This is a genomic window from Sphingobium sp. (assembly GCA_023266575.1).
Classification (GTDB): domain Bacteria; phylum Pseudomonadota; class Alphaproteobacteria; order Sphingomonadales; family Sphingomonadaceae; genus Sphingobium.
Genome location: JAHFPV010000016.1, coordinates 15,811 through 34,984, shown reverse-complemented (window position 1 = coordinate 34,984; position 19,174 = coordinate 15,811). Strand labels below are relative to the sequence as shown.

24 protein-coding genes are annotated in these 19,174 nt (G+C 62.7%); 17 read left to right on the top strand and 7 right to left on the bottom strand.

The genetic code is table 11. The annotated features are described in order from the left end of the window. The first annotated feature begins 191 nt into the window (after positions 1-191). From Q0D44_RS15025 to Q0D44_RS14980, 10 genes are all read left to right on the top strand, one after another. On the top strand, positions 192-683 hold the full coding sequence (locus Q0D44_RS15025) for a YHS domain-containing (seleno)protein (protein WP_294018294.1): 492 nt from the start codon (positions 192-194) through the stop codon (positions 681-683). Next, positions 680-1,195 carry a TlpA disulfide reductase family protein gene (locus Q0D44_RS15020; RefSeq protein WP_230189405.1) on the top strand — a complete coding sequence of 172 codons (516 nt, stop codon included), beginning with the start codon at positions 680-682 and terminating at the stop codon, positions 1,193-1,195. The genes Q0D44_RS15025 and Q0D44_RS15020 overlap by 4 nt, the downstream gene beginning before the upstream one ends. Before the next feature lie 73 nt (positions 1,196-1,268). Continuing rightward, positions 1,269-2,264 carry a YeeE/YedE thiosulfate transporter family protein gene (locus Q0D44_RS15015; RefSeq protein ID WP_230189404.1) on the top strand — a complete coding sequence of 332 codons (996 nt, stop codon included), beginning with the start codon at positions 1,269-1,271 and terminating at the stop codon, positions 2,262-2,264. A gap of 136 nt (positions 2,265-2,400) precedes the next feature. Continuing rightward, positions 2,401-2,841, top strand: coding sequence for a CBS domain-containing protein (locus tag Q0D44_RS15010; RefSeq protein WP_230189403.1), 441 nt, complete (start codon positions 2,401-2,403; stop codon positions 2,839-2,841). Positions 2,842-2,893: 52 nt separating this feature from the next. Continuing rightward, positions 2,894-3,556: a 3-oxoacyl-ACP synthase gene (locus tag Q0D44_RS15005; RefSeq protein WP_230189402.1), complete on the top strand. Its 663-nt coding sequence runs from the start codon at positions 2,894-2,896 to the stop codon at positions 3,554-3,556. Continuing rightward, complete coding sequence (locus tag Q0D44_RS15000) at positions 3,556-4,635, top strand: 3-oxoacyl-[acyl-carrier-protein] synthase III C-terminal domain-containing protein (RefSeq protein WP_230189401.1); 1,080 nt, start codon at positions 3,556-3,558, stop codon at positions 4,633-4,635. The genes Q0D44_RS15005 and Q0D44_RS15000 overlap by 1 nt, the downstream gene beginning before the upstream one ends. Further along, complete coding sequence (locus tag Q0D44_RS14995; protein WP_230189400.1) at positions 4,622-5,350, top strand: ABC transporter ATP-binding protein; 729 nt, start codon at positions 4,622-4,624, stop codon at positions 5,348-5,350. The genes Q0D44_RS15000 and Q0D44_RS14995 overlap by 14 nt, the downstream gene beginning before the upstream one ends. Beyond that, positions 5,347-6,423 (top strand): ABC transporter permease, encoded by a 1,077-nt coding sequence (locus Q0D44_RS14990; RefSeq protein ID WP_230189399.1) that lies wholly within the window; start codon positions 5,347-5,349, stop codon positions 6,421-6,423. The genes Q0D44_RS14995 and Q0D44_RS14990 overlap by 4 nt, the downstream gene beginning before the upstream one ends. Positions 6,424-6,515: 92 nt before the next feature. After that, on the top strand, positions 6,516-6,905 hold the full coding sequence (locus Q0D44_RS14985) for a thioredoxin family protein (RefSeq protein ID WP_230189398.1): 390 nt from the start codon (positions 6,516-6,518) through the stop codon (positions 6,903-6,905). 145 nt (positions 6,906-7,050) lie between these two features. After that, on the top strand, positions 7,051-7,776 hold the full coding sequence (locus tag Q0D44_RS14980) for a cytochrome c biogenesis CcdA family protein (protein WP_230189397.1): 726 nt from the start codon (positions 7,051-7,053) through the stop codon (positions 7,774-7,776). 55 nt (positions 7,777-7,831) lie between these two features. Here the strand turns inward: Q0D44_RS14980 and Q0D44_RS14975 are convergent, their stop codons facing one another. From Q0D44_RS14975 to Q0D44_RS14960, 4 genes are read right to left on the bottom strand one after another with little or no spacing between them, the layout of a single operon-like run. Further along, positions 7,832-8,596 (bottom strand): DNA-binding domain-containing protein, encoded by a 765-nt coding sequence (locus Q0D44_RS14975; protein ID WP_230189396.1) that lies wholly within the window; start codon positions 8,594-8,596, stop codon positions 7,832-7,834. Next, positions 8,593-9,480, bottom strand: a complete 888-nt coding sequence (locus Q0D44_RS14970; RefSeq protein ID WP_294018299.1) for a DUF692 domain-containing protein — start codon at positions 9,478-9,480, stop codon at positions 8,593-8,595. Before Q0D44_RS14970 ends, Q0D44_RS14975 begins: the two co-directional genes overlap by 4 nt. Then, a complete protein-coding gene (locus Q0D44_RS14965) occupies positions 9,435-9,713 on the bottom strand; it encodes a DUF2282 domain-containing protein (protein ID WP_230189394.1) in 279 nt (92 codons plus the stop codon). The genes Q0D44_RS14970 and Q0D44_RS14965 overlap by 46 nt, the downstream gene beginning before the upstream one ends. A gap of 23 nt (positions 9,714-9,736) precedes the next feature. After that, positions 9,737-11,044 carry a hypothetical protein gene (locus Q0D44_RS14960; protein ID WP_294137558.1) on the bottom strand — a complete coding sequence of 436 codons (1,308 nt, stop codon included), beginning with the start codon at positions 11,042-11,044 and terminating at the stop codon, positions 9,737-9,739. Between the two features lie 345 nt (positions 11,045-11,389). Here Q0D44_RS14960 and Q0D44_RS14955 point away from each other — a divergent pair, with 345 nt between their 5' ends. The 3 genes from Q0D44_RS14955 to Q0D44_RS14945 all read left to right on the top strand — a co-directional run bounded on the left by Q0D44_RS14955 (position 11,390) and on the right by Q0D44_RS14945 (position 13,367). Beyond that, positions 11,390-12,328 (top strand): AraC family transcriptional regulator, encoded by a 939-nt coding sequence (locus Q0D44_RS14955; RefSeq protein ID WP_230189392.1) that lies wholly within the window; start codon positions 11,390-11,392, stop codon positions 12,326-12,328. Between the two features lie 168 nt (positions 12,329-12,496). Next, a complete protein-coding gene (locus tag Q0D44_RS14950) occupies positions 12,497-13,033 on the top strand; it encodes a sigma-70 family RNA polymerase sigma factor (RefSeq protein ID WP_230189391.1) in 537 nt (178 codons plus the stop codon). After that, the gene (locus Q0D44_RS14945) at positions 13,023-13,367 is read left to right on the top strand and encodes an NrsF family protein (RefSeq protein ID WP_294137556.1); all 345 of its coding nucleotides are present in this window, start codon (positions 13,023-13,025) and stop codon (positions 13,365-13,367) included. The genes Q0D44_RS14950 and Q0D44_RS14945 overlap by 11 nt, the downstream gene beginning before the upstream one ends. 31 nt (positions 13,368-13,398) lie before the next feature. Here the strand turns inward: Q0D44_RS14945 and Q0D44_RS14940 are convergent. Further along, positions 13,399-14,570 (bottom strand): IS3 family transposase gene (locus tag Q0D44_RS14940; protein WP_294018302.1). Its coding sequence is split into 2 segments (ribosomal slippage): positions 13,399-14,306 and positions 14,306-14,570, totalling 1,173 coding nucleotides; the frame shifts between segments, so codons are not numbered across the junction. 354 nt (positions 14,571-14,924) lie between these two features. After that, positions 14,925-15,200, bottom strand: coding sequence for a hypothetical protein (locus tag Q0D44_RS14935; RefSeq protein WP_230189389.1), 276 nt, complete (start codon positions 15,198-15,200; stop codon positions 14,925-14,927). 233 nt (positions 15,201-15,433) lie between these two features. Here Q0D44_RS14935 and Q0D44_RS14930 point away from each other — a divergent pair, with 233 nt between their 5' ends. From Q0D44_RS14930 to Q0D44_RS14915, 4 genes are read left to right on the top strand one after another with little or no spacing between them, the layout of a single operon-like run. After that, positions 15,434-15,712, top strand: a complete 279-nt coding sequence (locus tag Q0D44_RS14930; RefSeq protein WP_230189388.1) for a DUF2282 domain-containing protein — start codon at positions 15,434-15,436, stop codon at positions 15,710-15,712. 11 nt (positions 15,713-15,723) lie between these two features. Next, positions 15,724-16,557, top strand: a complete 834-nt coding sequence (locus tag Q0D44_RS14925) for a DUF692 domain-containing protein (RefSeq protein ID WP_230189387.1) — start codon at positions 15,724-15,726, stop codon at positions 16,555-16,557. Beyond that, on the top strand, positions 16,550-17,284 hold the full coding sequence (locus Q0D44_RS14920) for a DNA-binding domain-containing protein (protein WP_230189386.1): 735 nt from the start codon (positions 16,550-16,552) through the stop codon (positions 17,282-17,284). Before Q0D44_RS14925 ends, Q0D44_RS14920 begins: the two co-directional genes overlap by 8 nt. Beyond that, a complete protein-coding gene (locus Q0D44_RS14915) occupies positions 17,281-17,745 on the top strand; it encodes a DoxX family protein (RefSeq protein WP_230189385.1) in 465 nt (154 codons plus the stop codon). The genes Q0D44_RS14920 and Q0D44_RS14915 overlap by 4 nt, the downstream gene beginning before the upstream one ends. Before the next feature lie 451 nt (positions 17,746-18,196). Here the strand turns inward: Q0D44_RS14915 and Q0D44_RS14910 are convergent, their stop codons facing one another. After that, a complete protein-coding gene (locus Q0D44_RS14910; RefSeq protein WP_230189384.1) occupies positions 18,197-19,174 on the bottom strand; it encodes a hypothetical protein in 978 nt (325 codons plus the stop codon).

Below are 19,174 nucleotides of genomic sequence, written 5' to 3'. Positions count from 1 at the left end.
CGGCGCTACATTCATCGGCGGAGCCAACACGTCCCCACCGTCGCCCGACCTCGGGGTTGGCTCGTTGGCAAAAACAGCTGCAATCGCGCGCGATTCGTCGTGAAATAATCGCGGAACCTGTAACCGGGACCGTCATGCCGTCGAACTCATCTCGGATCACCTCAGGGTCCGAACAAATGGGAGACGGATATATGTTGCGCGTTGGTTTTCGTTCTTTAGCAGCTGCGTTGCTTGCAGTTTCTGCGCCGTCGGCTCTCCTATCCTCGACCGCCGTGCACGCGACCGTGCCAGGTTCAACCTTGGCCGTGAACGTCGACCAAGATGGCCTCGCGATGCGCGGTTATGATCCTGTCGCCTATTTCGATACCGGCACGCCGACGAAAGGACTCGCCAGCCTCGATGCGAGCTTTGACGGAGCCCGCTATCTTTTCGCGAGCGAGGAGCATCGCCAGCAGTTCATGGCCGATCCGGCAAAATATGTGCCGCAATTTGGTGGTTTCTGCGCGATCGGAACTTCCTTTGGCGAAAAGGTCGATGCCGATCCAGAGACCGGCCGCGTCGTCAACGGCAGGCTCTATGTGAATTTCAATGAGAAGGCGCAGGCGCTGTTCAACAAGGACGTGCCAGGCACCATCCAGCGCGCTGAGCAGAACTGGCCCACGGTGAAAGACGAGGCGCAGTGAGCGGGCGAGGCATTGTCTCGCTTTCAATTGGCCAGTGCCTGCTCATCTTGACGTTGCTCGGGGTCGGCGGTGTTTCGGCGAACGCCCGGTTAAGGCCGGACCGTGCCGGACCAGCGGCATTCCCGGCGCTAGTTGCGGACAAGGGCCGGACAATCAAGCTACAGTCGCTCCGCGGTCATGCCGTCATCGTCAATTTCTGGGCGAGTTGGTGCGTACCCTGCCGGGCAGAACTGGCGAGTCTCGAACGGCTTGCTGCAGCGCGAACTGGCAAACTGATCGTGATCGCCGCCTCGGTCGACGAGGATTCTCGCATGGGCAAGGCTGCCTTCGGCAACACCCGTCCGCACTTGCGCCTGGCGTTCGCTTCTCTCGCGGCCGTCCAGAACTACGGCGCACTCGGGATGCCATATTCCGTTATCCTCGATGCGAAAGGCGCAGAAGTTCAGCGGGTGACGCGCTCCATCGACTGGACCGGCCCTGAGGCGACCAAGATCCTTGCACGCACGCAATGAACGCAAGCGATCCGGATATCGGATCGCGTAGGCTCCCGGTGCACAGAGAGAGAGCAATCGAGGCGAATGAACGATGGCCATGCCTTGGTCGAGCGAACTTACCGAGATTGGGCTATCGCTGACCCCGCATCGAATCTTGTTCGGCACCATTTGCACCTTCGTCATGGGATATGCCATCCAGCGCGGGAGCACCTGCCTCGTTGCAGCAATCGAGGAACTGCTTCACATGCGACGAGGCTCTCGCCTCGCCGCAATCGCCGAAGCATCGATCTGGGTTGCGGGTGGGATGGCGATTGCGCGGCTTGCAGGTTTCGCGGTGACCGTACCACAACCTTCAACGACGGTGGCCTGGGCAATCGCCGGAGGGCTTTTGTTCGGAGCGGGCGCTTGCGTGAACGGCGCCTGCGCGTTTGGTACTGTCGCGCGGCTGGGCTCGGGGCAATGGGCCTATGCCTTCACCCCGATAGGAATCCTCGCAGGCGATATCGCGTTCGTTCATCTGCACCGGATGATGGCGGCGGGCATGTTCAGTGCCTCGACTGGCCTGATCGAGCACGGTTGGCTGCTGGCGCCGATCATCGGGCTGCTTGCATGGCGTGCTCTTGGCGTCGGAGGAGCACTCGCCAGACGTCCGCTGGTCGCACACCCATCGACCGCGCACCTTGCCACGATCGGAATTGCCCTGACCTTCCTCGCGATGTTTTTGACGGTCGGCCCCTGGGCGTACACGGACGTTATTGCGGATATCGCACGCAACGGCGGCAGCACCCGTGACGGAAGGTGGATATTGATCGCCAGCCTTTTCGCTGGTGCGGTCTTCGGCGGGTGGCATGGTGGCCGGCTCCGCCTGCAATCGCCGAGCGTGAGAACCGCCCTGCGCTGCCTCGTCGGGGGCGCGTTGATGGGCTGGGGAGCCGATTTGATTCCCGGCGGCAACGACGGCTTGCTGCTGATCGGTATGCCCCTCCTGCGCCCTTATGCCTGGATCGCGGCGGCAGCCATGGCGGCGGCGATACTGGTCCTCCTCACTATTTCGCGGCGTTCGCACAGCGGTATCGCTGCGGGGTGACGTCTTGGTCCGTCACGCGCCACACGCAAAATCGTCATCCTCCAGAGCCGTAGCCGTAACCGGAAGAAGCGCGCGGTCGAATATCTGATTGAGCGCGCCGAATGTGAGAGCGCTTAGTTTAAGAGAGGAATGTCAAATGCTTGTGCGCGACGTACTCAATAACAAATCGAGCAATGTTCATCAGATCATCATGACGGCAACACTATCGGCGGCCGCAGGTCTCATGTCCTCCTCCGGCATCGGCGCGCTCGTCGTCGAAGACGCCGCCGGCAACATGAACGGTCTGATATCGGAGCGCGAACTCACCGCCGCTGTCGCCCGGTGGGGCAGCGATGCTCCGCACCGTAAGGTGCAGGACATCATGGTCAAGGAACCACTGGCGGTGCGTTCGACGGACACGCTAAACGTTGTCACGACGGCCATGACGCATCTGCGCGCGAGGCACGCGCTCGTGATCGACGAGGACAAGCTGGTCGGGATTCTCAGCATCGGCGATGTGCTGAAGTTTCGTCTCGACGAGAAAATCCAGGAGAACCTCGTTCTTCAGGATATCGCGCGTTGGCGCACTGCGGCCTGACGGCGCGTGGCCTGTGACCGCTGTCGACAAGAGCCCCCCGAGCGGCTCGCCAATGAGCCAGCGCTGCTTCGGATCAGCCGCGCGTCCACAATTCTCGCCGATCCAGTCGAGTTTACCGGACCGCGCCGCAGCGGCCTTGGCCGAGTTGCTGCCAGTTCTGGGGTGCGGTGAGGAGGCGGCCGGACTCGCGTTCGGCAGCCTCGCCGATTCGGGGATAGCAGACGTCGCGGGCATTGCGGCGCTCAGGTTGATCGCCGACGAAGAACGGGTTCATGATGGTTTGATCGCTTCACTTATGGCAGGGTTGCCCCCGCCGCCCGACGCAACGCGGTTGCGCACCATTTCGAGGCGCTTCCATCTCGAGCTCGGCCGCGGCGATCATATCATGCGGCTGGCGCGGATCACGGCACTCGATTCCGCAGTCTGCCTCATATTGTCGCGATTGCTGCGCCCGGGCACTCCGTTATCGGCCGATCCGGTGATCACCGGCATATTACGCCGCATTGCACGCGACGAAGCGGGCCATGTCCGGCTCACGCGACATCTCGTATGTGATCGAGCTGACGAAGCTACGCTCGTTTGCGTCGGCGTGCATGTTCGCGAAGCCCTCGCCGTCCTGCTCGAGCAAGCTGGCGATGCGTTCGAGGCGCTTGCTTTCGATCCACGCTGGCTACGCGCCGATCTCGCGCGAATCCCTGCCGGCCTGTATCGCTGATGGATCGGCTCGTTCCGCCGGAAACCTGGTTTTCTCACCGGGTAGCCGCAGTGCTTGGAACCGGCATCGCGCTCCCGGGCCCGGCGGTCGCGACAGAACGCCTGCTGGATCAGGCTGGCCTTGAAGGACGCCAGCGGTCGCTTGCGAAAACCGTTGCCGATCGTCTCGGCATTCGAACGCGCCATGTCGGCCGAAGCTGGTCGGCGCGTATAGACGCGCTTTGCGAAGGCGCGGACAATCCGACGCTCGCCGCGCGAGCCATTGGCGCGGCGTTGAACGATGCGGGCCTCCAGGTAAGCGATCTCGGCTATCTGATCGGCCACACAGCGACGCCGGCGCAACCTCTCCCCGGCAATATCACCTTCGTTGCCGATCGGCTGGGGTATCGCGGGCCACATGTCGAGCTGCGCCAGGCATGTACCGGCTTCGCCAATGCGCTGATGATCGCCATGGGCCTGCTGTCTGCCCCAAATGCCCGGCCCGTCGCAATTGTCGGTTCGGAGACCGGGTCCGTATTCCTCGACCTTACGGCGCTCGCCGATGAAGCTGGCCAGATAGTGAACCTCGTCCAGATGGGCGACGGCGCCGGAGCGATTGTCCTTGGACCGCCAGCGCCTGGTGCCGATCGTCTGAGTGCCGCCTGGTTCGGCTCAATCGGGCTCGATCGCAGTCCCGGCTTGCAGATGCGCAATGGCGGCTCGGCCGCGCCCGGCAACAATAGTCGGGGACCACTCGGCTTCGAGCATGACTTCTCGGCCGTGCTACGCGGCGGTGCCGAGCTCTTCGAAGCGGGCATCGCAGCGGCGATGAGCCAAGGGCTCGCGCTTGGCGACGTGGACTGGATCATTCCCCATCAGGCTAGCGGCAAGGTCGGCACGCTTCTGGCGCGCCATCTTGGGCAACCCGAGGAGCGCTTCTTCGTCAATGCCGATCGCCTTGGTAACACGGGATCGGCCGCGATCTGGATCGCGCTTGCCGAATTGAGGGCGAGAGGACTGCCGCGCGGCACCCGAACGCTCGCGCTTGGTGCGGAAGCGACGAAGTACATGTTCGGAGGCTTCGTCCATGAAAGCGCGTGAGGCACCCCTGATTTCTGTCCGCGGGCTTGGAAGGCGTTTCGGCACACGCTGGGTCGTGCGCGACCTGAGCTTCGTCTTGATGCCCGGCGTTATTCTCGGCCTTGTTGGCGCCAATGGCGGCGGGAAGACCACGACGCTCCGGATGCTCGCGGGCCTGACCCGGCCAAACGAGGGCGAAGGCAGCGTGTGGGGACGCGACATCTATCGCCTCGATCGCCAGGCGCGCCGCGACATCGGCTATATGAGCCAGCGCCTGTCGCTCTATCCCGAACTGACGGTGCGCGAGAATCTTGCCTTTCGGGGAGCCTTGCTACCCCCGCCTTCGCGGCCGACGATTGATCTCGCGATCGAGCGATACGGATTGAGTGAGGTTCTCGACACGCGGTTTGACCTCTTGTCCGGCGGCTGGGCACGGCGCGCGCAATTCGCCGCGGTGACACTCCACAGTCCTCGGATCCTCTTGCTGGACGAACCGACGGCTGGCCTCGACGTCCTCACCCGTCAAACGATCTGGCATTGGCTGAGCGAGTTCGCCGACGCCGGCCATGGCGTCATCATCAGCACGCACGATCTCGCCGAGGCGGAGCGCTGCGCGTATATCCTACATTATGCCGATGGCAGGGTGAATGGGCCGATGCCGCCGGCGGCGCTTGTCGTCGAGGCCGGCGCGGCGAGTCTTGAGGACGCGGTGATCCGCCTCGCGACGCGCAGATGAGAGCAAGCCTGCGTGCCACGATCGCGATCTCGAGAGTCGAGCTGTTGCGCCTGTTGCGCTCGCCGACCAGTTTCACGCTGCTGCTGCTCGTCCCCGCGCTGCAAATCCTGCTGTTCGGTTATGCCATCCGGCCGACGTCAGCCGCCGTCGCGGTTGCGATTGCCGGTCCTCCGGCAGGCCAGGCCGATATCGCGCGCCTCGCCAGGGACGCGCACCTCACGCTTGTGGCGCAGAACCTTCGACCTGGCGGCGCGCGTGCCATGGTGGAGGCAGGCAAAGCCTCGATCGGGATCGAGCTTCCTATCGAGCCATTCGCGCCCGTGCGGGCGGTCATCGACGCGAGCGATCCCAATCTGACCGCCGTCGCGGAGCAAAAGGTCAGCGCCATCTATTGGCAGGCTCTCGCAGAGCGGAATGAGGTCGCCGACATTGGCCCCCGGTTACAGATCGATCGCTTGTTTAACCTCGACGCGCGCCCCGATTGGGCGTTCCTGCCAGCACTGGCAGGGACGATCATCATGATCAGCATGCTTATGTTGGGAACGCTGAGCATGGCGCGCGAGCGGGAGACCGGCACGTGGGAAACGCTCGCTTCGCTCCCTGTTGGCCGCGTGGCTCTTCTCGCCGGAAAAACGCTCCCGCTGGCTTTGGTGGGGACCGCGCAGGGGGTGATTGTGGTGGGGCTCAGCATCCTGCTGTTCGATCTGCCGGTTCGCGGCAGTATCGCAGCCTTGCTCGTTCTATTCCCGATCTTCGCATCCGCCCATCTAATCCTTGGCCAGGCCCTTGCCGCCCGTGCGCGGACCCAACTCGCCGCATTACAAGGCGCAATCGCATTCTATCTGCCGGCGATGTTGCTGTCGGGATTCCTCTATCCGTTTTCGACCTTGCCGGTCTGGGCGCAGTGGTTGGGTAATCTGTTTCCCCTGACCCATCTCATCCGGGCGGCGCGCGAAGCGACATTGCGCGGGGGCGACGCCGGTGCCGTCCTTCTTCAAGGCGCATCAATCGTCATGTTCCTTGCCGTCACCCTGCTGGCGGCACTCGCCCAATATCGGTCAAGGCTCGATTGAACCCGGATTGTAACGATGGCGCAGCCGCCATCGAACTATCGAATGGACCTGCGGGCCATACCTATTCAGACCACGAACTCTACGAGGTTACGATGCGGCGCTTCTTCCTGACTGCCAGCTTATTCTCCGCAGCGATTGCGGCCGCGCCAGCGCAAGCTGCGGAGTTCCGCGATTTCGACCAGGTGGCCTTTGCTGCGGCACAGGCGCAGGGCCGCCCCATTCTGCTCGACGTTCATGCCTGGTGGTGTCCGGTTTGCGCCTCGCAAAACCGCACGATCAAACAGACCGCGATGGCGTCCGCCTATGACAGACTGATCGTTTTTCGGATCAACTACGACAAGCAAAAGCCGGTTTGGCAAAGCTTCGGTGTTCGCAAACAAGCGACTCTGATTGCCTTTCGCGGGCGGCAGGAGGTTGGCCGGATTCAATACATGACCAACAAGGACAAGATCAACGCGCTGCTGGCGTCGACTCTTCACTGATCTCGGCGGTGCCCGGACCGCGATGTCGTTCGGCCTGTAACCAGCGCAAGGGCTGCCCCGAAATCTAACAAAGCCGAGGCGTTCGCGCCGTGATCCATTTGCTCCGGCGCCCAGTCATGGTCGCGATGTCCAGGGAGAAACGACGATGAGCAACGCATTGAACCCGGTGCTCGCCTATGCGGCGGGCGCCCTTACCATCCTTTCTCCCTGCGTACTGCCGCTGGTGCCAATCGTGCTGGGAAGTGCCGCGCAACGGCACCGCTTCGGCCCGCTCGCGCTCGCTACCGGACTCGTAATCTCTTTCTCGCTCACCGGCTTCGCCTTGGCGACCGTCGGCGAGGCGGCCGGCATCGACAGCGATACGGTTCGGCTGATCGGCGCGATCGTGCTCATCCTGATCGGTCTCGCGCTGATCATCCCATATTTTCAGCGATTGTCGGAGCGCCTGGCGTCGCCGCTGGCGGGCTGGGCGGGCGAACGCCAAGCCGGACTTGAGAAATACGGCCTTTGGGGGCAAGCCGGAATCGGAGCCCTACTTGGACTCGTGTGGAGTCCGTGCGTCGGGCCGACGCTGGGTGCAGCGACCATTCTTGCATCCCAGGGACAGAATCTTGCCGGCGTTGCGATCGTGATGGCGGCCTTCGGCCTCGGTATCGCTTCGGTATTACTCGTGCTTGCGCTTGCCGCACGGAGCGTGCTCGCGAAGTGGCGCGGCAAGCTGATGAACGCGGGCAACAGCGGGAAGAAAGCGCTGGGAGTGCTCGTCATGGCGGTTGGGCTGCTGATCATCACAGGCACCGACCGCCTCATCGAGGGAGCCATTCTCACCGCTTCGCCCGACTGGCTGACCGATCTCACGACGTCCATCTGACGCTGAAGGTTAGCCCGATCCGAGAGCGTGGCTCGATCAACCCCAGCGCCTACGCCTATCGGCTCGACGATCCCAATGCGCGCAGCATCGCCAGCTCCTGAAGGGCCGATGTCAAATCGAATTCCGGATCGTCGTCCAATGCCCGGCTCCAAGATGATCCTAGTGGGACACCCTTGGTCAGCGCGATGAGGAATGTCGCTCGCGCCGCCTCGAAGCGGCTGACTAGCGCCTCGCCGTCCGCTGACCGTGAGACAAGAACGATCTCGTTACCCGGGCCAGGCGGAGTAGCTTTCAATTCCTCAAGGCTGTCAGGCTCCTGATGAGCCATCCAGATTCGATAAATCGGAAAGGAGGTCGTGATGGTCGCCGCACACGGATGGAGGTTCACCACCAGCTCCATGAGCGCGTTCGGCGAAAGCAGCGTCAGCGCCCGCAGGTCGATTGCCGGCGCATCATCGGAGAAGGCCGCCCGGATCCGGGCCCATTCCAGTTCGGCGATATCGGCGAGATATGGCAATGTCGATGCGGGCTGATATGCCGAAAGGAATTCCGGGAAGCCGCGGCCATAAGCGGTCAGCCACGATTTGGTCGGCGGAGAATTGCTGACAAAGCAGCGCGCCGCCTCGACGAAAAAGGCATCCCCCACCAGCGCGCGGACCACCGGGAAACTCTGCTCAAGCGCTAAAACTAGCGAATTTCGGATGTTGCGAGCGTGAATGGCATAACCTCGAGTTGCCGTGGACGCGCTGAAGATGGGCGCGTCCGCAAACAGCCTTTCGGCAAAGCGTGACTGAAATTCAGCGAGGCGGCGGTCCGTCATCGCGCTGCCGTCCCGACAATCTCACTGGCGCGGTCTGCTTCCGCCAGCAGCGCGCCAAGCGGCGGCCAATTGCAATCACGCTCGATGATCGTCGGCCGGGGGCCAATGCGCGCGACGAGATCGGCGTAGAGCATCCACACACCCTCTCCGATGTCGCTGCCATGCGTATCGACCAGCAAGCCGCTACCGGCAGCATCCGACTCGTGGCCCGCAAGGTGGATTTCGCCGATTGATTCGAGCGGAACTTCCTCCAGCCAATCAAGCGGAGACCGACCCAGATTGCCGGATGAGACGATCAGATTGTTGAGATCGGCAAGTAATCCGCAGCCGGTCCGCTCGACGAGCCGCTTGAGAAAGGCGCCTTCGCTCATCGTCCCGCCCGGCACATCCAGATATGCGGAAGGATTTTCGATCAGGATGCTTCGGCCGAGTCGGCGCTGCGTGTATTCGACATTGCGCGAGACGACATCAAGCGTCTCCTCGCTCAACGGGAGCGGCAGGAGATCGTTGTAATAGATTTCTCCAAGCCGGCACCATGCGAGGTGCTCCGAGATCTGGCACGCACCGACACCATCGACGAGCGCGGCGAGACGCTCAAGATGGTCCTCATCGACTGGCCCGGCCGAGCCGAGCGATAGCCCCACACCATGTACGCTGATGGGATAGCGGTCCGCGATCGCTATGAGCGAGCGATAACGGGGGCCAGAGCGATCAAAATAGTTCTCGGCATGAATCTCGAGCCAGTCGACGGCGGGGTCGTTCTCGGGATCGCTGAAAGCAGCATGATAGGGGCCGCGCAATCCGATCCCGACCCAGTCGATGCCTGGTGCCCGATGCATCAAGATTTTACGGGCCCGGTCGATCCTCCGGCGATCTTCTTGCATGTCCCCGCCGGCACATAAATCCAGGCATCGGCTTGACGGTCGGCTTTGGACGTTCCGCCGCAGGCGTTCGCCGGCCCGAAGCAGTCGTTTTCACCCGCCTTCACGACGCCATAGCATTTTTCGAATTTGTAGGTGGGCTTGGGCACGTTGACCTGGCCGTGCGCGGCATTCGCCGCCATGGTGACCGCGGCGAGAAGCCCGGCGGCACTGACGATAGTGGTTGCCTTGTTCATCGATTGTCTCCCGGTTGAGAAAGTCAGTAGAATGAGAAGCGGGCGCCTGTGAGGAACACCTGACCCGATTGCCGCAACCGATCAGCTGCGCTCACAGTGCTTGCGAACCGATAGAGATAGATGCCGGCGAAGAGTTTTACGTCCGTATGGAACTTCTGCCCCAACAGATCGTGATTGCGATCCAGTAGGTAGGACGCGCCGAGTTCACCGATGTCGACAGTATCGCGAGAGACGATCAGCGTTTGGCTGTCCGCTGTCGCGTGCTGATAATATCCGCCGAAGGTCCAGGGGCCACGCACGTAATCGGCGCTCGCGACAATTCCATAGGGTCTGGTCGCACGGCGCAGGCCGGCGGGCGCGCGCGCGACCCGGGACCAGCCATCATAGGTTCCGCTGATTCCGATCGAGACCGTGTCGCGGAACGTGGCGCTGATGCCGCCGCTCAATGAATCGGACCGCCGGAGCGGCGCGAGTGGCGTTGCGGGCGTGTCAGCAGTGGCGCGCGAATAGGTCCCACCGATCGAGAGATCGAGCAACTCGGTCCTGTGGTTCCAGACAAGCGCCGCCTGAACCACGTCACGGAATCGGCCCTCCGCCATCGAAGGGGCGATCGTGCCACTCTGTGCCGTGGTGCCATTGGCGACTTTGAAGCCCGAAGGCCGCACTGTTTCGGGCGTATACGAAACCGCGCCGTAGAACCCGCCCTTTGAGCGCGGCGAGAGATAGATGATCTTCGGCGACGCATCGCCGTAGAAACGTGCTGCATAGCCCAGGTAGGTGAGCGCATTGACCCGCGATCCCAATCCGCGGGGCAGGAAGCTGGTCGGCAAGCGCCCATTCGGATCGAGGCGCGCGCCCGATTCCGGGCCAAAGCCCGGCGTCGTGAATGCGATCTCGGAGGGAGTAAAGCCGACAAGGCTTTGCGGGAATCCTGCCCGCTCGCCGATCTCGATCCGCCCGAAGTCACCGATGACGAACAGGCTCACCTCCGGGACTGACAGTCGATACGACGAGGAGGTATTGCTTGCCAGCCCTTGCACATTGGCGACGCCGCGAAATGCAAGGACCGTCCCTCCAGTGGTGCGGTATTGGGGTGTGATCTCCGCTTCGGCCTCGGCTAGACCGCCCCCGCCCGCGTCGGGCTGGGCCGTGGCGTCAGCGAGAGTGCCGTTGGCATAGCCACTGACCTTCAGCGCGAACTGTCCGGGGGCAGCGGCTGCCTGCGCGTTTGCACTTGCTGGGACAAGAAAGCCCGCGCAGCCCGCCGCGACAAATCGCACAAGATGCGTGCGCCGACGATGCCGGCCCCGAAAGATACAGAAAACGCGCATGTTCGGATGTTCGGGACAACTGTCAAAAGGTTACAGAAGCCGACGAAAAGCGCTCGTTCGTTGCGCCACTTACGCCATTGACCTTCAACCGCCGAAGGGACCGCCGCCGTAACCAGATGCGTCATCACCGGGCTCGATGCCGACACAGCGCGAGGCACGCCGACCTTGGACCAGCCAGCAGCACAAGTAAGTCTCGCCGAGCAGCGAAGGCCGATCGCCAGAAGATGGCTGCTCACGCCATCTGAAGTTGCGGATCATCCGTTAGCGTGCCTGATCGTCCGAAACTTGCCTGCCGTTGCGAATCGTCTGGAATCATTCTGACGATAAGGCACACATGAAGTAGCTATGGAACACTCGGCGCTTGATCAGATTCTGGCCGTCCTCGCGGTGGACGTGAAGGAATTCGCGATATGCGAATTTGCATCGAGCTCGGCGATCGAGATTCCGCCGCTCGAACAGATCGAGGTCCATTTCGTGCTCGCGGGCAGCTTGCACCTCAAGATCGGCGACGACCCGATTATGACGGTTCCGCAAGGCGGGATTGTTTTAGTCCCGCCTTTAATCAGGCAGGTCATTGGCGGTTCGCCAGCACCCTCCAGCATGTTCAGTCCGTCGGAAACCTGTAGTCGGCGGCGCGATGGCTTGATGCACTACGATGCTTCCATGGGCGAGCCTGCGAGCGTGCTGATCGCATGTGGGCAGATAACGGCAGATTTCGCGGGATCGTTCGGCCCGTTTGATGGGCTGAGGGAGCCAATTTATTCGTTGCTCGCCGATGAGCCCTTCGCCCGCAGCGCGTTCGAACGGATATTGCTCGAGACTCGGATCACATCGATCGGGAGCAAGGCGCTCATTGCCTCGCTCATGAAAAGCTGTCTGATTCTCGCGATCCGGCGATTTGCGGAGAAGCAAGGATCGCGGAGGGCGTTGCCTGGATTATTCGAGGGTCCGTCGCTTGCGCGCGCCGTCGCCCAGGTCATGGAAAATCCGGCCGCCAACCACACTCTGGTGGGTCTCGCCCGGAGCGCGGGCATGAGCCGTTCCAAGTTCGCCAAGATGTTTGCCGAGACCGTCGGATCTCCACCGATGGAATTCGTGGCCCGCACACGCCTCGATCATGCTCGCAATCTGCTGCTTTCCACGCAGCTTCCGGTGTCGATCGTCGCCAATCGCGTCGGATTCATCAGCCGCAGCCATTTCAGTCGCGCTTTCCGGAATACCTTTGGGATGGACCCGACAAAAATGCGGAAAGCCCGAGACCATCAGGAGGTTGTTGATGCGTAAGGGCGTGGCCGGCGCCGCGGTTCGTCCAAGGACTGCCGCGCATTTTTCGCGGAAGCCGAGTGTAACCCGCCAGCTAGTTGTATCGAATACGTATCCGTGCGCCTTGACCCTCGCCCCCAGACCGCCCGCCGGACGGCCGAACTTGCCCGATTCATCCCGGCGCCAGTCATGACCGCAGCCGAGGAAGAATGGGGACGGCTGATGGTTGCGGCCCAGCAGGGAAATGCCGGGGCATATAGGCGGCTCCTCGACGAACTGAGGAAGTGGTTATGCCGGTTCTATGCCCGTCGTCTGCCGCCGGCCATGGTGGAGGACGCAGTGCAGGATACGCTGATCGCGATTCACGAAAAGCGCCATACTTATGACTCCGAACGCCCGTTCAAGCCATGGCTCGCTGCGGTCGCCCGTTACAAATGGATCGATCGCCTTCGATCGATGGGTCGAGCGACAATGGAGGAACTGCCTGACGACATCGCCATTGAGGACCATGAGAGCAGCGTGACAAGTTCCGTCATCTTGACTCAGTTGATGACCAAACTGAAACCCGCTCAGGCCGAAGCTATTCGACTGGTGAAGATCGAGGGTTTCTCCGTCGAGGAAGCGTCGGCACGAACTGGCCAATCCGGGTCGCTGATCAAGGTCAACATCCATCGCGGGCTGGCGCGGTTGGCCACGATCGTTCAGAAGCAGCCCGATGTCGAGTGATCTTCTGCTAGATCGACTGGTTGACGAACTTCGCCCCGTCCGCCCGTCGAATCCGCGTCGCCAGCTGGCGATTTTGCTTTGCCTGGCCGCCGTCGAGCTTGCCGGTTTCCTGGCGCTTGGCACGCTGCGTCCCGACGTGGCGGCAGCGCTTGGTCGCGCAGCATTTTGGTGGAAGATGGGAGGCCTCGCCCTGTTGGCGGCGTTCGGCGTCCACATCGCTCTCGGTTCGTTCAACCCTGTCTCGTCGCCGCGCTCGGGGCTGCGCCGTTGGGCTGTGCTGGTCGCCAGTCTCTTCCTCGTCGGCTGGGTCATCGATGTCGCGGGCCAAGGCTGAGCAGCCCCCATCGGGTGGTCCGGATTGTTAGTTAGTGCATTGTCGTCTCCGCCGCCATTGCCGGTCGGAGGTGGAGCGAAGCGGAGCCGGAGACCGGCAATGGCGGTGTCGCCGCTTCCGGAGCCGGTGGTCGGTAGCCGAGGCTGCTGTGCGGCCGGACGGTGTTGTAGTGGCGCCGCCAAGCCTCGATCAGGACCTTGGCCTCGGCGAGGCTGTAGAAGATTTCGCCATTTAGGAGCTCGTCTCGCAGGGAGCCGTTGAAGCTCTCGTTGTAGCCGTTCTCCCATGGTGAGCCCGGTGCGATGTAGAGCGTCTTCACGCCGATCTGCCCGAGCCAGGCCTGGACGGCGGTAGCGATGAACTCGCTGCCATTATCGGACCTGATATGCGCTGGCGGACCCCGCTCGATGAACAGCTCGGCAAGTGCCGCAAGCACATCCTCGTGGCGGAGCCGACGTGCCACAACCAGCGCCAGACATTCCCTGCTCGCCTCGTCGATGATGGTCAGAATGCGGAACTTGCGTCCGTCGTGCGTCCGCGCCTCGACAAAGTCGTAGGCCCAGACGTGCCCCGGATACTCCGGCCGCAGCCGGATGCAGGACCCATCGTTGAGCCATAACCGGCCTCGTTTCGGTTGCCGCTGCGGCACCTTCAACCCCTCGCGTCGCCAGATCCGCTCCACACGCTTATGGTTCACCGACCAGCCGGCCGCATGCAGCAGTGCCGTCACCCGGCGATAGCCGTAACGGCCGTACTGCCTGGCCAAAGCGATGATGTCCTCGGTCAGCGCCTCTTCGTCATCTGCCCCGCACGGCACCTTGCGCTGCGTCGACCGGTGCTGGCCGAGCACGCGGCACACCCGCCGCTCGGATACATCCAGCACGTCCCGGACATGATCGATGCAGCGCCGGCGCCGTGCGGGGCTCAGAAGTTTCCCTTTGCCGCCTCCTGCAAGATCAGCTTGTCGAGCGTCAGATCCGAAATCGCACGCCGAAGCCGGGCGTTCTCCTTCTCCAGATCCTTCATCCGCCGAGCCTGATCCGTCTTCAGGCCACCATATTCCTTGCGCCAGCGGTAATAGGTCTGCTCGCTGACCGCGATCCGCCGGCACGCCTCAGCCGTCGTCCCGCCCTGGCCCAGCATGATCTCAACCTCACGCAGCTTCCCGATAATCTCCTCGGGCTTGTGCTTCTTCGAAGGCATTCGTCGTCCCTTCCTTGATCCAGACTGTCATAGTCGATGGACCACTCAGAAGGGGGCAGCTCACGTTCGTCGTGGGCACCACGCGCGCGAAAGGTGATCGTCTTTCCCGACTGAGCATTCCGGCCGATGCCCATGGATCGCTATAGCCGAGCCGCCGCGAGGAGGCCGACCCTTAATCGATGAACGCGCAGCAGTGCGTGCCGCCAGACCTCACCGGGATGTCGCTCGGCCGATTTTCCTTCGCCTTCGCGACGCACACGAGAATAGGCGGCACAAACAAATGCCGCCCGCCAGCGCGAAACTGACGGGCGGCTCGTGATTGTGCTCGGTTTAACGACCGGGCGGTGCCGACGATTAGCCGGCCTTCGGGGTGAGGCTGCCGCCCTGCGCCTTGCAGGCCTTGGCCGAGAGAGCCTTGAAGCCCTGGCCCTTGCAGCTGTTCTGGCCTTTGCAGTCATTCGTGGCGGTCTTGCAGTCAGACGTGCCCTTGCACGAATTGACGCCATAGCAGTGCTGCACCTTGGCCGCCTTTCCGCCTGCGGCATAAGCCGGAGCGGTAGTCGCGAGGCCCGTCAGCGCGAGCATGGCAGCAGCGGAAGCAATGGCGGCGCCGGTCTTGAAGGTCTTCATGGGATACTCCTGAATAGAGATGATGTTTCGCCAAGTGGCATGGCGGTTTTCGCGTTCGATACGACGCCGGTTACAGACTTCGACAAATTCTATTTTTCCTGAGCAAGTGTAACCGCCGGCCAGCCTTCAGCGGACCCGACATCGTGGTCCGACCTAATCAGCCTCCCGGGCCACCGTGCGGCGATCGCCTTTCCGGAGATCGTCGCACGTGAGGCTGATTGAAGGAGACTGTCATGACCAACCGTAAGACCGCCGCGCTCAGCGCGCTGCTTCTCGCCTCGCTCGCCGCCGGTGCCACCAACGCGGCCCATGCTCAGGCCAAGAAGCCGATGGAAAAATGCTACGGCGTCGCCAAGGCCGGCAAGAACGACTGCAAGGCCGGCGCCGGCACGACCTGCGCGGGAACGTCGAAGATCGACTATCAGCGCGACGCCTGGAAGCTGGTGCCTGCCGGCACCTGCGCCAAGATCAAGACGCCCAAGGGCTACGGCTCGCTGACCCCCAAAGCCTGAGGATCAACGCCATGTCCATAACCGCAGGCCTGAGTTTTAAGCTCGAGCATCTCGATGAAGCGCTAACGGCGCGGAACCCAGGCCTGTGGTTCGAGGTGCACGCCGAGAATTACATGGTGGACGGGGGGCCGCGGCTGCGGGCACTCATGACGCTCGCGGCATGTTTCCCTATTTCACTGCATGGCGTCGGCCTTTCGCTCGCCTCCGTCGAACCCCCTACGCCGGAGCACCTGGCGCTTTTGCGGCGCCTCGTCGATCGTATCCAACCCACCGCTGTTTCCGATCACCTGGCGTGGCAGAAATGGGAAGGAGCGCATCATTCCGACTTCCTGCCATTTCCCCGCACACGCGAAGCGCTCGGCATCACGGCCGACAATGTCGCGCGTGTCCAAGATGCGCTCGGCCGCGCCATCATGGTCGAAAATCCATCGCTTTATGTCGATCTGCCCGGACACGAACTCGATGAGGCGGACTTTCTGTCGCAGCTCGCAGCGCGGACCGGCTGCGGCCTTCTCGTCGACGTGAACAATATCTACGTCAGCGCGGCGAACCTCAATTTTTCGGCAGAGTCCCGCATCGACGCAATTCCGGCGTCGATCGTGGGGGAGATCCACATCGCTGGCCACCGCCCCGATCCCGATCCGGACAGTGGGCTCTTGATCGACAGCCATGACGCTTCGGTGGCTGACCCTGTCTGGCTGCTCTATCGGCGGTTGATCGAGCGGATCGGCCCGCGACCCACTATCGTCGAACGCGACGACGACATCCCCCCGTTCAACGAGCTGATGATGGAGCGCGATCACGCGCACCGCCTTCTCGAACAGCGGATGCCGGCCAATGCTTGATGCCCGCTCATTCCAGCATGGCTTCGGCGCGATGCTTGCCTCGCCAGAACGGGCGCCCGATCCGGCGATCAGACGCGCTCTGGCCGTGCATCGCAACACAGCAACCAAGGCCGCGCGCGATGCCTTGTTCGCCAACTATCCGGTCGCGGCGACCCTCGTCGGCGACGATGCTTTCGCAGCCTGCGCGACGGCCTATGTCGAAATGTCCCCCCCGGCGGAAGCACGCCTCTGCTTTTATGGCTCCAGTTTTCCGGCATTCGTCGACACTTGGAGTCCTTTCGCCGAGGCACGCTATCTCGGTGCCGTCGCTGCGCTTGAGCGGTTGGTGACGGAGGCGCTTTTCGCCGCGGACGCAGACGCTCTCGATCCCGAGACACTCGCGGCGGGGATCGATCCAGACGCGCCGCTGAGCTGGCACCCGGCAACACGGATCGGACGGAGCCTGTCGCCCGCAGCAAGCCTATGGCTTGCGCATCAGGCCGACGCGCCGCCCGAAGCCCTCGATGAGGTGCTCTGGACGCCGGAGCAGTTCCTCATCACGCGGCCGGCCGACGCAATCGAGGTCCGGGTAATCGACGCGCCAATGCGTGCCTTCCTTGCAGGCTCAACGCTTGCGGTCGCGGCGGCGAACGCTGCCGACGAAGACGGCGATGTCGCCACGATCTTCGCAACCTTGCTTTCGGCCGGCGCCTTTGCCGGACACATCCAACAGGGAGAAAATCCATGAACATTTACGCCCGTATCGGCCAAAAACTCGACCAGCTTCCAGGCTCGATCCTCCTTTTGGTCGCCCGCCTCGGTGTTGCCGGCGTGTTCTTCATGTCCGGCCGCACCAAGGTCGACGGTATCCTTCATATCACCGACAGCACCTACTCGCTGTTCGAGACCGATTATCGCATCCCCTTGATCCCGCCTCACATCGCGGCCCATCTCGCGGCTTATCAGGAGCATCTGTTCCCGATCTTGCTGGTGCTCGGGCTGTTCAACCGTGTCGCGGCTCTGGGGCTGCTCGGCATGACGACGGTCATCGAGGTGTTCGTGTATCCCGACGCCTGGCCGACGCATTTGAGCTGGGCCGGATTGCTCCTCCCGATCATTTTCCGCGGCGGCGGCAAGTTTTCGCTCGACCATCTGCTCGGGATCGATCCGGCACGCGGAAAGCTGAACAAGGATTATGCGGCCGATTGATATCGGCTCATCGTCAGTGTTTTTCCTCGTAGTTGAGGCTGGGATCTATCATCGCTTCATCCCGGGCAGCGGAAGTTCAACGCTGCTCAAGATCGGCAAAAAACTTCCGGGGACAGTAACCTGACTATCCGTTCCATCGAATACCATAGTGTCGCGGCCGTAACCCTCCCTTCAGCCGACGACGCCGCTGCCCGATGGGCGGTGACTCCTGTCGCTCAACAGTGGCGGCAGTCCGTAAGACGATGCCGGGCCGGATTGCCCCTGCGGCCCGGCATCGCGATACGCCCCAGAACCGCGCGCTCACTATTTCCCCGGCCGGGCCCACCACACTGCGCCAATCAGATCGACTGTGGATCCGATCCGTTGATGATCGTCACCTGACTCCTCCTCCCGTCAATTATGATTATAGTCGGCAATCCCGGCGAACGTCGGCCAGGGTTCTCGCTCCGGCCTACCGCGGCGGGAGCGTTACCGTTCGCCGCAATTCAGCTAACTGAGCGTGACTATCGAAGGAGATCGCGCCATCGCCGAGCTGGATTATGCCAAGCTGACGGAACAGGTCGGGGAGATCGGGGACCACCCGCGTGTCGGCGAAACGGGTATAGAGGTCGATCAACGAGTTTGCCCCGATCGCCTGGTCGCCGGCCGTCATGAGTTGCTCGGGCGACCAATCCATCGTGTTTCCACCGCTCGCGCGATTGATACGACGAAGCGCATCACGGAGTGAGCGCTTGCCCATGGTATCGCGATAGATGGCGATCTCCGCCAGCAGCCAGAATGCGGCACCGCCCCAATAGAGCCGGCCCCAGGCCCGGGTGCCATCCATACCGCCATCGGCAGGCTGTGGACTGCCCTTCGGCAACCCCGTGACCAGCTGACGCCACACGTCCGCCGCCGGGATCTGGCCTGCCATCACACGCGCGATGGGCTCGACATAGGTTGCGTTTCCTTCCTGTAGCCATAGCGCGCGGCGAGGCAGGTCGGGAAGCGCCGTATGGACCATTTCATGGACCAGCACCCAGTCATTGCGAAAGGCCGTGCTTGTGGCCCCAGTCCCGACATGAATCCTGGTGGCGGAACCGGCGTAGCCGAACGTGGTCGCGTGGCCGACCTTATCGGATGAGTCGGCGATGATGAGCAGACCGAAATCCTCGACGGGGAAGCGTCCGAAATAGGCCGTAACCGCAACGGCTGCCGTCTGTATCCATGCCAGGACCGGGTCGCGAACGAGCCCGGGCGCACCATCGGCGAAAACGACCCGTATCGTCCCGCCACCGATCCTCAGCACCTGCTGAGGTTGGCGGCCGAGCGCGGCATACATGTCGTCCGGGTCTTCATAGCTCGGAGTCGCGATAGCTCCGGCCAAGGAAGTGCCGCCGATCGCGACAGCCCCGAGGCTTGCAATGACGGCGCGGCGATCGAAGCGCAT

Bases quoted from the DNA above. Each gene is read 5' to 3' on its own strand.
- Q0D44_RS15025 (WP_294018294.1), top strand. From the start codon at position 192: ATGTTGCGCGTTGGTTTTCGTTCTTTAGCAGCTGCGTTGCTTGCAGTT.
- Q0D44_RS15015 (WP_230189404.1), top strand. From the start codon at position 1,269: ATGGCCATGCCTTGGTCGAGCGAACTTACCGAGATTGGGCTATCGCTG.
- Q0D44_RS15010 (WP_230189403.1), top strand. From the start codon at position 2,401: ATGCTTGTGCGCGACGTACTCAATAACAAATCGAGCAATGTTCATCAG.
- Q0D44_RS15005 (WP_230189402.1), top strand. From the start codon at position 2,894: ATGAGCCAGCGCTGCTTCGGATCAGCCGCGCGTCCACAATTCTCGCCG.
- Q0D44_RS15000 (WP_230189401.1), top strand. From the start codon at position 3,556: ATGGATCGGCTCGTTCCGCCGGAAACCTGGTTTTCTCACCGGGTAGCC.
- Q0D44_RS14995 (WP_230189400.1), top strand. From the start codon at position 4,622: ATGAAAGCGCGTGAGGCACCCCTGATTTCTGTCCGCGGGCTTGGAAGG.
- Q0D44_RS14990 (WP_230189399.1), top strand. From the start codon at position 5,347: ATGAGAGCAAGCCTGCGTGCCACGATCGCGATCTCGAGAGTCGAGCTG.
- Q0D44_RS14985 (WP_230189398.1), top strand. From the start codon at position 6,516: ATGCGGCGCTTCTTCCTGACTGCCAGCTTATTCTCCGCAGCGATTGCG.
- Q0D44_RS14980 (WP_230189397.1), top strand. From the start codon at position 7,051: ATGAGCAACGCATTGAACCCGGTGCTCGCCTATGCGGCGGGCGCCCTT.
- Q0D44_RS14975 (WP_230189396.1), bottom strand. From the start codon at position 8,596: ATGACGGACCGCCGCCTCGCTGAATTTCAGTCACGCTTTGCCGAAAGG.
- Q0D44_RS14970 (WP_294018299.1), bottom strand. From the start codon at position 9,480: ATGCAAGAAGATCGCCGGAGGATCGACCGGGCCCGTAAAATCTTGATG.
- Q0D44_RS14965 (WP_230189394.1), bottom strand. From the start codon at position 9,713: ATGAACAAGGCAACCACTATCGTCAGTGCCGCCGGGCTTCTCGCCGCG.
- Q0D44_RS14960 (WP_294137558.1), bottom strand. From the start codon at position 11,044: ATGCGCGTTTTCTGTATCTTTCGGGGCCGGCATCGTCGGCGCACGCAT.
- Q0D44_RS14955 (WP_230189392.1), top strand. From the start codon at position 11,390: ATGGAACACTCGGCGCTTGATCAGATTCTGGCCGTCCTCGCGGTGGAC.
- Q0D44_RS14950 (WP_230189391.1), top strand. From the start codon at position 12,497: ATGACCGCAGCCGAGGAAGAATGGGGACGGCTGATGGTTGCGGCCCAG.
- Q0D44_RS14945 (WP_294137556.1), top strand. From the start codon at position 13,023: ATGTCGAGTGATCTTCTGCTAGATCGACTGGTTGACGAACTTCGCCCC.
- Q0D44_RS14935 (WP_230189389.1), bottom strand. From the start codon at position 15,200: ATGAAGACCTTCAAGACCGGCGCCGCCATTGCTTCCGCTGCTGCCATG.
- Q0D44_RS14930 (WP_230189388.1), top strand. From the start codon at position 15,434: ATGACCAACCGTAAGACCGCCGCGCTCAGCGCGCTGCTTCTCGCCTCG.
- Q0D44_RS14925 (WP_230189387.1), top strand. From the start codon at position 15,724: ATGTCCATAACCGCAGGCCTGAGTTTTAAGCTCGAGCATCTCGATGAA.
- Q0D44_RS14920 (WP_230189386.1), top strand. From the start codon at position 16,550: ATGCTTGATGCCCGCTCATTCCAGCATGGCTTCGGCGCGATGCTTGCC.
- Q0D44_RS14915 (WP_230189385.1), top strand. From the start codon at position 17,281: ATGAACATTTACGCCCGTATCGGCCAAAAACTCGACCAGCTTCCAGGC.
- Q0D44_RS14910 (WP_230189384.1), bottom strand. From the start codon at position 19,174: ATGCGCTTCGATCGCCGCGCCGTCATTGCAAGCCTCGGGGCTGTCGCG.